This is a genomic window from Candidatus Kuenenbacteria bacterium HGW-Kuenenbacteria-1, assembly GCA_002839745.1.
Lineage (GTDB): Bacteria > Patescibacteriota > Patescibacteriia > UBA2591 > PGYQ01 > PGYQ01.
On sequence record PGYQ01000001.1, the window covers coordinates 1 to 11,648 of the forward strand.

General features: G+C 28.7%; 11 protein-coding genes and 1 pseudogene. 7 read left to right on the forward strand and 5 right to left on the reverse strand.

The window, feature by feature from the left end:
* Both CVV26_00005 and CVV26_00010 read left to right on the forward strand, forming a co-directional pair.
* The coding region (locus CVV26_00005; GenBank protein PKL72643.1) for a UMP kinase at nucleotides 1–193 on the forward strand (193 nt) is incomplete at its 5' end.
* Nucleotides 194–326: 133 nt separating this feature from the next.
* Nucleotides 327–674: a hypothetical protein gene (locus tag CVV26_00010; protein ID PKL72644.1), complete on the forward strand. Its 348-nt coding sequence runs from the start codon at nucleotides 327–329 to the stop codon at nucleotides 672–674.
* 597 nt (nucleotides 675–1,271) lie between these two features.
* On the opposite strand, the gene CVV26_00015 is transcribed toward CVV26_00010, so the two are convergent.
* A complete protein-coding gene (locus CVV26_00015) occupies nucleotides 1,272–2,120 on the reverse strand; it encodes a hypothetical protein (protein PKL72645.1) in 849 nt (282 codons plus the stop codon).
* Between the two features lie 9 nt (nucleotides 2,121–2,129).
* Here CVV26_00015 and CVV26_00020 point away from each other — a divergent pair, with 9 nt between their 5' ends.
* The 3 genes from CVV26_00020 to CVV26_00030 all read left to right on the forward strand — a co-directional run bounded on the left by CVV26_00020 (nucleotide 2,130) and on the right by CVV26_00030 (nucleotide 6,503).
* Nucleotides 2,130–3,731, forward strand: a complete 1,602-nt coding sequence (locus CVV26_00020; protein PKL72646.1) for a tRNA uridine(34) 5-carboxymethylaminomethyl modification radical SAM/GNAT enzyme Elp3 — start codon at nucleotides 2,130–2,132, stop codon at nucleotides 3,729–3,731.
* Nucleotides 3,732–3,745: 14 nt separating this feature from the next.
* Complete coding sequence (locus tag CVV26_00025) at nucleotides 3,746–4,963, forward strand: hypothetical protein (GenBank protein ID PKL72647.1); 1,218 nt, start codon at nucleotides 3,746–3,748, stop codon at nucleotides 4,961–4,963.
* Between the two features lie 139 nt (nucleotides 4,964–5,102).
* Nucleotides 5,103–6,503: a hypothetical protein gene (locus tag CVV26_00030; protein PKL72648.1), complete on the forward strand. Its 1,401-nt coding sequence runs from the start codon at nucleotides 5,103–5,105 to the stop codon at nucleotides 6,501–6,503.
* Here the strand turns inward: CVV26_00030 and CVV26_00035 are convergent.
* The 4 genes from CVV26_00035 to CVV26_00050 form a co-directional block, all read right to left on the reverse strand.
* Nucleotides 6,496–8,166 (reverse strand): glutamate--tRNA ligase, encoded by a 1,671-nt coding sequence (locus CVV26_00035; GenBank protein ID PKL72649.1) that lies wholly within the window; start codon nucleotides 8,164–8,166, stop codon nucleotides 6,496–6,498. The genes CVV26_00030 and CVV26_00035 overlap by 8 nt on opposite strands.
* Nucleotides 8,167–8,192: 26 nt before the next feature.
* Nucleotides 8,193–8,723, reverse strand: a complete 531-nt coding sequence (locus CVV26_00040; protein ID PKL72650.1) for a hypothetical protein — start codon at nucleotides 8,721–8,723, stop codon at nucleotides 8,193–8,195.
* 40 nt (nucleotides 8,724–8,763) lie between these two features.
* Entirely contained in the window at nucleotides 8,764–9,096 is a 333-nt protein-coding gene (locus CVV26_00045) for a hypothetical protein (protein PKL72651.1), read from the reverse strand.
* A gap of 321 nt (nucleotides 9,097–9,417) precedes the next feature.
* Entirely contained in the window at nucleotides 9,418–10,071 is a 654-nt protein-coding gene (locus tag CVV26_00050; protein ID PKL72652.1) for a lactamase, read from the reverse strand.
* Nucleotides 10,072–10,530: 459 nt separating this feature from the next.
* On the opposite strand from CVV26_00050, the gene CVV26_00055 reads away from it, so the two are divergent.
* Together CVV26_00055 and CVV26_00060 are read left to right on the forward strand one after the other, a co-directional pair.
* Nucleotides 10,531–11,403, forward strand: coding sequence for a hypothetical protein (locus CVV26_00055; GenBank protein ID PKL72653.1), 873 nt, complete (start codon nucleotides 10,531–10,533; stop codon nucleotides 11,401–11,403).
* A gap of 152 nt (nucleotides 11,404–11,555) precedes the next feature.
* A pseudogene (locus CVV26_00060) lies at nucleotides 11,556–11,648 on the forward strand (phosphoglycerate mutase).

Genomic DNA, 11,648 nt, shown 5'->3' on the forward strand with positions numbered 1-11,648 from the left:
AATAAATTGGCATGATTTTAGAAAAATTGTCGGAGATAAATGGAATCCCGGAGCAAATTTACCATTTGATCCAATTGCTTCAAAATTAGCAGAAAAACTTCAATTAAAAGTAATTGTTTTAAAGGGGGCTGATATTCAAAATGTAGATAATTTTTTAGCCAAAAAAAAATTCAAAGGAACAACAATAGAATAAATTTTATTGTATTAGGAAAAGTTTTTACTTATTTTTATTGTAATAATGTAATTTATCAAGAGTTAATTTATAAAAATTAGTTGTTGAGAAATTACATAATGTAGTTTCTAATATTTTAATAGGAGGGTATGAAATGGAAAGAGTGGTTAGTTTTTTTTTAGGGAAAAAAAGGAGGAGGTCTTACGGTCAGTTAGTAAGACGGATAAGGCATTTTAAGGAGAACGAGGCTCGTTTAAGGTTATTTCAAGGGAAGTGTATTTCTCTTGAAATAAAAAAAAGTGAGCTTGATTATGAACTAAAAAGAATAAAAAAAAGAATAAAAAAATACGAAGGAATCTTGGCATTGCGAATAATTATTTTTTTCTTTAATCTAAGCCTTTCTAAATATAAGGAAACAGAGATTTTAGACAATAAAGAAGTAGTCATTTTACCTTCTCAGTATCATTGGGAAGGCAGAATGTCAAAAAACAAGAGGAGGTGAAAAAAAGGGTAAAAAGTTGGGGAAGATGAGAAATAAAAACATCTTCCCCAATAAAATTTTTATAATATTATTAGCATTTTTTTCACTGTGTTAACACAGTGTGGTTATGAAAATTTAAATTAAATGTTTGGATTTTGTTAATGTTTGGTTTTTAGACACCTAAATATTAAATACCCAAACAAAAGATCTAAATATATTTTAATTTTACATTCTGTAGGGGCGAAACTGTATTTTCGCTCTGTGGGCGATTACATGGAATCGGCTTACAAAATTCTCCATTGAATTTTTTTTACCATTTTGTAGGGGCGGGTTTTATGCCCGGTTGGGATGTTCTAAAAAAAAGAAAAATAATTTTGAAAATCCTTTTTTCATAAAGTCTCCCTGATAAGGGAGATTTAGAGGGTTTCTTAATTTCTGAAATCCCCCAACCCCCTTTATCAAGGGGGCTTAAAACAGAAAGGTTTTTTAGTTTCTGAAAAATCTCCCAACCTCTCTGATGGACATTGGAGGGGTTTAAAACGGAAAGGTTTTTTAATTTCTGAAATCCTTCAAAAAAAATTTACAAAAAACAAGAGATTGAGTTTTGTAAACATTGTTTTAATTATTTTTAACCACAAAAACAAGATTGTATCCGTTCCACCAATTTGTTTTTTCTCCTTTTTTGGTGTAATATTTTTCTATTATCTCAAACCCTGTTTGTTTAAATAATTGTGATAATTCCTGTATTAAAAAAGCGTGATAATATCGATGAACTATTTTATTCATGCCACAGCAGGACGAATCTTTTAATTTCCAAGGGATTAAAAGATCGCCAAAATCTAAATTTTCCTTTAAGTCTTTCTGATGGATATCGGGGAGACTTAGAGGGTTTAATTTGTTTAAAAATCCCCTAATCCTCCCGTGACAAGCTTGGGACAGGCTCTTTATCAAGGGGGCTTTAGAAAAAAGGCTGAAAAAAAAACTTTTAATAATTAATGAAAAATATTTTTTTTGATAAAAATTCCAATTGGTCATAATCAAAACGCCATCTTTTTTTAAAATTTTTTTTATATTTTTTAAAACTTTTATTTGTAGCTTTTTTGAAGGAATATGATTTAAAACGGCAATGCAAAAAATTGCGTTAAATTTTTCATTTTTAAATGGTAAGTTTATCGCGTCGCCAACAAGAAAAGTGGCATTTGTTGATTGATATTTTTCTTTTGCTATTTTAATTAATTCTTCACAATTATCAATGCCAATATAATCTATTTTTTTATTATTAAATAATTCAAACAACCGGCCATTGCCACAGCCCAAATCTAAAATAGTATCGTCATCTTTTATATATTGATCAAATTCTTTTAAATCTTTCCAAAGATATTTTCGCGTATGACTAAAAATTTCTGCCAGTTCAGCATAATCTTTTTTAGTTTTTTTAAGTAAAAAATTTATTGTTTGTAAATTCATAAAATATTTATGCTTCAAAAAATAATCAAAAATTTAATAAAATTAAAACCAAAAAATGATCAAGAGCTTTCTAAAATAAAAAGGAAAATTTGTAAAGAATTTAAAATGGTTCCTTTTTCTAATTCTGATCTTTTTGAAATTTATCAAAAATTTTTAAAAGAAAAAAAAATTTCTAAACAAAGTTGGTTGGAAAATCTTTTAAAAAAACATCCGATTAGAACGCTTTCTGGAGTGGCTGTGGTTGCTATTTTGACCAAACCATATCCTTGTCCGGGAAAATGTTTTTATTGTCCAACTGAAAAAGAAATTCCCAAAAGTTATTTATCTAATGAACCAGCGGTAATGAGGGCTGTTCTTTGTAAATTTGATCCATATAAACAAATTCAAGTTCGGCTTAAATCATTAGAAGCAACAGGTCATCCTACTGATAAAGTGGAATTAATTATTATGGGAGGGACATGGACTTATTTTCCAGAACGATATCAAAATTGGTTTATTAAAAGATGCTTTGATGCGTTAAATAATCAAAATAAAAAAAAATTAACTTTAAAGAAATTGCAAAAAATTAATGAAAAAGCTAAACATCGATGCGTTGCTTTGACATTGGAAACGCGACCGGATTTTATAAATTTAAAAGAAATAAAAAGGATGCGTGAGTTGGGTTGCACAAAAGTGGAATTGGGTGTTCAGGCTTTAGATGATTCTATTTTACAATTTAATATCAGAGGACACAAGGTGGAACAAATAATTCAAGCGACAAAATTATTAAAAGACGCGGGCTTTAAGGTTTGTTATCATATGATGCCGAATTTACCTGGCTCAACATTAAATAAAGATTTTAAAATGTTTGAGAAATTATTTAATGATTTTAATTTTAAACCGGATCTATTAAAAATTTATCCTTGTGTGGTAACAAAAAATTCAGAGTTGTATTATTTTTGGAAACAAGGAAAATATCAGCCATATTCTACTCAGCAATTAATTAATCTTTTGATTAAAATTAAAACAATTGTTCCGCGATATGTACGGATTATTCGAGTTATTCGGGATATTCCGTCAACAAGCGTTGAAGCTGGAAATAAAATTTCCAATTTGCGGGAAATAGTTCAACAAGAAATGGAAAAACAAAACTTAAAATGTCAATGTATTAGATGTCGACAAGTTAAAACATTAGAACAAAAAATTTATCCCGATGTTCATCATGGCAAGCAAAAAACAAAAAAACAAAATTTAAAATTATTTAGCGAAAAATATGAGGCGTCAAATGGAATTGAATATTTTTTGAGTTTTGAAGATGCGCAACAAAAAAATTTATACGCTTTTTTACGATTAAGAATATTACATAAACCTAATGAACAATTATTGATTTTAAAAAATGCGGCAATTATTCGCGAGGTACACACTTATGGACAAGCTGTAATGATTGGAGAAAAAGATAAAAAAGCGATTCAACATTTTGGTTTAGGGAAAAAATTAATTTTTGAAGCGGAAAAAATTGTTCAAAATCTTGGAATTAAAAAAATTTGCGTAATTTCTGGTATCGGTGTTCGTGAATATTATCGAAAATTGGGATATAGACTTAAAGATGAATATATGGTAAAATTTTTATAAATAATTTTTATTTTATGTCTGAACAAATTAAACAAACTAAATTAGGATTTGCAGGATTGGGTGTTGGGGATTCAATTTTAAAAGTGCTTGAATTTTTAAATTTAAATATTCCAACTCCTATTCAAACAAAATCAATCCCTGTAATTTTTGCTGGTCAGGATTTGATTGGCGTAGCTCAAACAGGTACTGGAAAAACTTTTGCCTTCGGTATTCCGATGATAGAGCGTTTAATAATTAATGAAGAAAAGGGTTTAATTTTACTTCCAACTCGCGAATTAGCTTTGCAGGTTGAAGAAAATTTAAGAAAATTAGGAAGTAAATTTGGTTTAAGAATTGCTGTTTTAATTGGTGGCGAAGCAATTGGACGTCAGATACGAAGCATTAGAAATGATCCCCATATTATAATCGCTACTCCGGGTAGATTAATTGATCATTTAAAAAGAGGAGAGGTAAGATTGAAAAATGTTAAAATTTTAGTTTTAGATGAAGCTGATTTAATGCTTGATATGGGTTTTATTCCTCAAATAGAAGAAATTCTTGAACAAATTCCTAAGACGCGACAAACTTTATTATTTTCTGCAACTATGCCTTTGCAAATTTTAAAACTCGCTTCTAATTATATGAATTTACCTATTCATATTGAAATTGCTCCACAAGGAACAACAGTTGAGCATGTTGATCAGGAAATATATGTAATAAAAAAAGAGGATAAATATATTCAATTAGAAAAAATTCTTAATCAATATAATGGATCAATTTTGGTTTTTGCTCGCACTAAACATGGTGCTAAAGCATTAACCAAAAATCTTGAATTAAGTGGTTATAAAGTGGCTGAAATTCATTCCAATCTTTCCTTTAATCAACGTCGTGAAGCCATGGCTGGATTTAAAAATAAAAGATATCGAATTTTAATAGCCACTGATATTGCTAGTCGTGGCATAGATGTAAGTGGTATAGAGTTGGTGGTGAATTATGATTTACCAGATAATTCAGAAGATTATGTTCATCGTATTGGCCGTACTGCTCGAGCAGGAAATATTGGTAAGGCGATTTCTTTTGCTACTCCCAATCAAGGGAAAGATATTCTTAATATTGAAAGGTTAATTAATAAAAAATTAAATTTAACAAAATTTGTTGAGTTAGAACAAATTAAAATGCGTCCGACACGTTCAAGATATGGTCGAACCATGAATTTTAGCAGATCTCGTTCAAGAGCAAGAAGATCTTATTAAAAAAAATGTAGGGTTTCAATTTATGGGGTAGATGAGAGTTTTTGCTCTCATCTTTTGGTTGGGGCAGAGGCTCCAACCTACCCAAATCTTTTGGTTAGAACATAGACTCTAACCCTACATTTTTGTTGTTATTTTTTTTATGAAATTAAAGACTCGCTATATAATTTTTTTTGTTTTTTTTGTAGTTTTTCTTATTAGCGCGATTTTTATTTTAAAATATTCTTTGGGTTATCGTTATGATTTTAAAAAAAATATTTGGCAAAAGACCGGAATTTTAATTTTAAAAACAGACCCAAAAGATGCCGTAATTTTTCTGAATGGAAAATTGCAAAAGAAAAAAACACCAACAAAAATAATAAATCTTTTTCCCAGAGATTATTCAATTAAATTGCAAAACTCCGGTTTTTTTGATTGGCAAAAAAAAATAACTATCAATCCCAATTTAACTACTTTTGTTGAAAACATTACTCTTTTTAAAAAAGATCAAACCTTTACTTTATTATTAGATAAAAATATAGAAAATTTTAAATTATTTTCAAATGGAAAAAAAATAATTTTTTTTACTAAAAATTTAAAAGGATTTGATTTATGGTCTTTTAATTTTGAGACCAAAGAAGAAAAATTTATTAAATATTTTCCTTTTGCGCAATTTATTAAAATTAATAATTTTTCTTTTAATTCTTCAGAAAAAAATATTTTAATTGAAGGAAATACTAAATTAGGAGTAACAAATAATTTAATTTTAGATTTAGAAAAACCAGAAAATATTATTTCTTTAAATGAATTTGAACCAAATCTTCAAAATATTAAATGGCATCAAAAAAATGATAAAATTCTTTATGGAGTTGTTAAAACAAAAGATCATTTTTTTTTAATTGAAATTAATTTAAAAGATCAAAAAATAATTTCAATAATTTCGGAAGCAACAAATATTTTAGATTATTTTTTTGACAAAGCCTCTCTTTATTATTTAGTTTCAGATTTAAAAAATAAAAACATTTCTTTAAAAAAAATTGAGGAAAATAATTCTTCAGTTAAAATTGGTAAAAAAATCACTCAATTACCTTTTTCTTCTTATTTTTTTATATTTTCTCCGACTAATATTCTTAGTATTTTAGATAAAGAAAATCAATTGCTTTATTTAATTTCTCCTCAATCTAAAATTCAAAAAATAATTTTGCAGGCTAAAAATATTTCTTGGTCAAAAGATGGAAAAAAAATACTTTATTATAATGATTTTGAATTATGGATTTGTTATCTTAATTTAGAAAAATTAAAAGAAAGCTCTTATGAATTATTAGGTCGTTGGACACAAGAAATTTTAAAAGCTATTTGGTATCCACAAGAAAATTATTTTATATTTAATTCAGATAATTTAATTAATGCTGTTGAAATAGATGGTCTAGATCAAAGAAATATTGCGCAACTTTTAAAATCTGAAAAAATTAAAGATTTATTTTTTTCTTTTGAAGATAAAATTCTTTATTTTATAAAAGAAGAAAAAGGAGAAAATAAATTATATAAAATGGAAATTAAATAAATAAAATATTAAATTTTTTGAGGCGAGAATTTAATCGAGCGGTTCCCATGCATTGTATCATTTGAAATAAATCTGGGGTTTGTTTGCGTTTTGTTAGTAATACTCGCAAAATCATAGCGACATCTCCAATGTGACCCTTGTATTGATCAGTCTGTTCCTTATAAGATTTAATATTATCTGCATAGCCCAGGGATTTTGCCATTTTTTTTAGTTTTAAAAACCATTCGTCTTTATTGTCTTTTTCATTATAAATTAATAAAAATTGTTTCGCTATTTTTTCTATTTCTATTTTTTGTATATTTGGCAATAGTTCATTTAAATCAATTTTAATGTTTTTAAAAATGTCATCAAAAAAATATTCTATTTGGCATTTAATATCAGACCATTTTGCCGTATCTTTTCTTGGTTTATCGCCATCTCTTTCTATGGAAAATATTTTTTTTATATATTCAGAATCATTTTCTAGCCTCTTGGCTAAATCTTTATCATATTTTTTTGCCCATTCATTGCATTGTTGAAAAATTTCTTTTGTGGACAATTGGCTAATATAATTCTTGCTAATGTCTTGTAGTTTTTGCATATCTAAAAGAGGACCAGCGCTTGCGCTCAAATGTTTTAAATTGATATGAAATTTCGTATTATCAATTTTAGGATTTTGTTTTCGCCATTCTTCAAAACTTGAATCTATTAAATTAAGTAAATATTCAATTATCGCGTTTGTTGGATAACCTTCTTTATCATAATAAAAAACATTAGCTTCAGGATCTTTTCGTTTGCTTAATTTTCTTTTTGAATTTCCTTCAAGAATATTAATTGGTGGAAAATGTCCATATTTAGGAGGATTCCAATTTAAAGTTTTAAAAAGTTCAAGATGTAATGAAATAGAGGATAGCCATTCATCTCCTCGCAAAACATTAGTGGTTCGCATAAAATGATCATCAATTACATGAGCAAAATGATAAGTGGGTAAACCGTCAGATTTAATTATTACTATGTCTTGATCATTTTCTGGCAAAGATAGCTTACCTTTAATAAGATCGTTAAATTCAATTCGATTATTATTATTGCCATTTGATTTAAATCTAATTACAAATGGTTTGTTTTTATTTAATGCTTGTAAAATTTCTTCATCTGATTTTTCTCTACATTGAGCCCATTTTTCGTAATAACCAGTTCTAATTTCATTTTCTTTTTGTTTTATATTTATTTTTTCTAATTCTTCTGAAGTACAAAAACAAGGATAGGCGTAACCTTCTTTTACAAGTTTTTTTGCAAAAGTTTTGTAAATTTCTTCTCTTTTGCTTTGTTTGTAGGGGCCATAATTTCCTTTTTCTTCTCCTGACAATGTTTCTCCTTCGTCTGCAAAAATGCCAAATGTTTCAAAAGATTTAATAGCCAATTCTGTTGCGCCTTTTATTTCTCTTTTTTTGTCTGTATCTTCTATTCGAATATAAAAAATACCATTACTTTGATGAGCTAATCTTTCTGATAATAATCCAGCATAAATTCCGCCAATATGCAAAAACCCAGTAGGACTGGGAGCTATTCTAGTAACGAGTGTTTCTTGTTTTAAATTTCTAGACGGATATTTTTTTTCTATGTTTTCAGGAAAGGTTTTAAGATTTGGAAATAATTTTTCAATTATTATTTTTCTTTTTTCCATAAGTTATTAAGTTTAAAAAAATTTTATTATAATTGCGCGATTTTATTTTCTAATTGTGTGGTTTTCTTTAAAATCTCATCTAATTCTAATTGATTTTTTTGAGCCTCATTTTTTGATTTATAACAAAAATAAAATACAGATATTGTCCACATTGGCAACATTGATAAAAAAGGAATAAATTCAACAAAACCAGTTATAAAAAGTATTCTTATTATTACCCATCTTAATGCTTTTGTTTTCCATCTTCCTTTACCAAAAAGGAAAATAAATAAAGTTAAAATGCAAAAAAATTTTCCCCATCCAGTAATTAGTGAATCAATGCCCAAAAATGCCATATCAGACAAATCTACAGCCCCAGCTATTACCCCAGCTATTATAAAAACTTCTACTCTATGATTTTTTATATTTTCTTTTAACAGAAAACCTAAGGATACTGCTTCTTTTAATGCTGAGGTTAAGGAGTGAACTTTTCTAGCTTTGGATATGGCTTCATGATATAAAGATTCCTCTTTTAAAATTTCTTCATCGTTTTGATTTTCTTGTTCTTTTGGTGCCATAAAAAGTTAAAAGTTGAAAGTTAAAAGTATTAATTACTTGTTACTGATTATTAGTTTTTACTGCTTTTTTTATTTCTTTTTTAATTTTTTCAATTTGTTCTGAAGATAATGTTTTTTCTTTTTGTTCTTGTATTTCTACGTTTTTTTGATTTATATTTTTAACATCTGAAATATTTTGTTTAACATTTTCTAAAGATTTTTTTAAATCTTTTAAATTTTCTTTAAATTGTAACTCTTGAATTGTAGGTTCTTTTTTTTGTATTTTTAATGAAAGAAATTTTTGCTTTAAAAAATATCCCCAAATAATAATAACGATAATTGTAATAATGGAAACGCTTAGCCAAAGTATTATTTTCTTTTTTTCTTCAATCATATAAAAATTCAAAATTTTCCAGTCCGACCCTACGGTTGGGCTGTTCTACAAAAAATAAAAATAATTTTGAAAATCCCCCTTCCAAAAGTCTCCCTGATAAGGGAGATTTAGAGGGTTTCTTTTGTCTTTAAGAAATCCCCCAACTCCCTTTATCAAGGGGGCTTAATTAATTTCCCTAACCGTGAGGAAATGCTCCTGCAAATTATTCTTTAATCAGAAATTTGGTAATTAATATTTTTCGTAAAAATAATTTAAACAAAATACAAGAAACAATTGAAAAATGTACAAATAATGTAAACTTTATGATAATTCAAAATTTCTTTAGTTTTCCATTTCAACCACTCTCATTTCAGTTTGACTAATCAAATCTTTTTTAGAAATCTTTAATTTATTTATTAGTTGTGATTTTTCAATCCCCATTTCTTGATAAAAATTATCTATTTCGTCTAAATTTTCTTTAAATTCCGGAACTTTATAATGCATTGGAATAATAATTTTGGGCTCAATTTGGTTAATTACTTGTTTAGCTTTTTTAGCATCAATAGTGAAAGTTCCGCCAACTGGAATTAAAAGAATGTCCACTTTTTCTATTTTTTCTAATTGTTCATCAGATAAAATATGCCCCAAGTCTCCTAAATGAGCGATAGTAATTTCGCTCATTTTAATTAAAAAAATAGTATTTAATCCTCGTTGTTTTCCTTTATCTTCATCATGAAAAGAGGGAATACCATAAATAAAAACATTTTTAATTTCATATTCTCCCGGACTAGAAACAATAAAAGGAGGTTCTTCTTCAATTCCAGAAACGACTTTGATATTATTATGATCTAAATGATCATGACTGACAGTCACTATATTAGCTTTTAATTTTATTAAAGGTTTTAATCCTGTTTGAGAATCAAAAGGGTCGGTAATTAAAGTTATGTTTTTGTCTTGTATTTTAAAACAAGAATGTCCTAACCAAGTAATTTCCATAAAAAATAATTTTTAGAAAAATAAAAATAATTAAATATATTTTACAGAATTTAATTGAAAAAAGCAATGAATTAAGATAAAACAAAAATCAAAAAAATATGAAACATTTGTGTATGGATAAAAAAAGTATTTTTGTATTATTAAAAACGCGCCGTTGCGACGCGTTTTTTTAATTTTTTATATTAAGGTATTTTTGTTTAGGTATTGACAAAAAGGAAAAAAAGTGCTAAGGTAAAATAAAATATGTTTATATAACAAGGCGTATAATTTATAAAACGTTTTTGTTATTTTAATATAGAAAGTTGTTCTTTGACAATTTGTTTCAGAAAATTTAGTGGGTTAAAATTTTCCATCTAAATTTTTTGTTAATATATTTCGTTTTTTTAAAAAATTCATTTTTTTTAAAAGTTTTCCCTATCTATAGTTTTTAAAATTAAGGGAAAACAAGGAGGTAAAAAAATGAAAAAAGTATTATTGTTGGTATTGTTAGTTTGTTTAGTCTGTTCTGGCATTATTTCCGCCGGGGCAGATGAAGGGACTGTGGCTGTGTTAGGTCCTTCTAAAGTTGTGGTTGGGGCGACCACGACCTTTACGATTGATGTCCCAAAAAACTTTACTGACTGGATAGAATCAGTAAAGTTTTCCTTCGGTGATGGGGTGATCGCCGAAGGGTTCGTCGTCACCCATACGTACCTTGTTCCCGGGGTACGTACTATCACTGTGGAAGTGGTAGGTATGACTGGAATTGCAACATCAGAGTTGCAAATCGAGGTAGAAAAAAACGGTTTTCTGGAGAAATTCAGAGACCGTTTCTCAGAGGGGGCTTTTGGTCTAGGCCCCTACCACATCGAAATTGGGTGTGGGGTAAGAGGGACTAACTGGCGGTTGGTGGCCGTCAGTAGCTTAAGCCCCGGCGAGTGGGTCGGGGTTGGAGTAGAGAAGGAATGGCGGATTGGGCTGTTCCCAGAAGACTTTTTTTCCTTGGCTATTGGCCATGTGTGGGCCAAGGAAATTAGAGATTTTTCATTGCAGGGGGAGTACCACCACCCCTTTTCTAAAGATCTCTCTCTTTTTTTTGGGAATAATTTAAATATTATTTCTTTAAAAAAAGAGGGAATCACAATGAAAGGCTTTTCTCACGAGCCTTTTGTTGGATTGCGCATCCTTCTTCCCAAGAGGAATGGGTGGATTTTGGATGTCTTTTGGAATCCAGAGTTCGCCTCTCTTCAAGGAGGCGAGGATAGTGAGAAAGAGAGTGAGGTGGGGCTAGGTGCCTTTAACCTTACTCTAAAAATTCCCCTTGGAAAGGGGAGAGGAGGTAAGATTCAATGAGAAGAATTGCGACAATAATTTTTATTTTTGTTTTTTGTTTTGGAGCGGCCTCAGTAGAGGCCTTTCGGGCTCCAAAAAAGTATTCCGCAGTGCATGAGACTGCGGATAAAGTGTTTGAGCAGACGATGTCTGCTCATCGGGATATTGTGATACCTGATCCAGGAACTGGGACCGTGATACCTGATCCAGGAACTGGGACCGTGATACCTGATCCAGGAACTGGGACCGTGATACCTGATCCAGGA

What these genes read in the sequence shown, in the direction of transcription:
- CVV26_00030 (PKL72648.1), top strand. Translation starts at nt 5,103, where the DNA reads ATGAAATTAAAGACTCGCTATATAATTTTTTTTGTTTTTTTTGTAGTT.
- CVV26_00045 (PKL72651.1), bottom strand. Translation starts at nt 9,096, where the DNA reads ATGATTGAAGAAAAAAAGAAAATAATACTTTGGCTAAGCGTTTCCATT.
- CVV26_00055 (PKL72653.1), top strand. Translation starts at nt 10,531, where the DNA reads ATGAAAAAAGTATTATTGTTGGTATTGTTAGTTTGTTTAGTCTGTTCT.
- CVV26_00020 (PKL72646.1), top strand. Translation starts at nt 2,130, where the DNA reads ATGCTTCAAAAAATAATCAAAAATTTAATAAAATTAAAACCAAAAAAT.
- CVV26_00010 (PKL72644.1), top strand. Translation starts at nt 327, where the DNA reads ATGGAAAGAGTGGTTAGTTTTTTTTTAGGGAAAAAAAGGAGGAGGTCT.
- CVV26_00015 (PKL72645.1), bottom strand. Translation starts at nt 2,120, where the DNA reads ATGAATTTACAAACAATAAATTTTTTACTTAAAAAAACTAAAAAAGAT.
- CVV26_00040 (PKL72650.1), bottom strand. Translation starts at nt 8,723, where the DNA reads ATGGCACCAAAAGAACAAGAAAATCAAAACGATGAAGAAATTTTAAAA.
- CVV26_00025 (PKL72647.1), top strand. Translation starts at nt 3,746, where the DNA reads ATGTCTGAACAAATTAAACAAACTAAATTAGGATTTGCAGGATTGGGT.
- CVV26_00035 (PKL72649.1), bottom strand. Translation starts at nt 8,166, where the DNA reads ATGGAAAAAAGAAAAATAATAATTGAAAAATTATTTCCAAATCTTAAA.
- CVV26_00050 (PKL72652.1), bottom strand. Translation starts at nt 10,071, where the DNA reads ATGGAAATTACTTGGTTAGGACATTCTTGTTTTAAAATACAAGACAAA.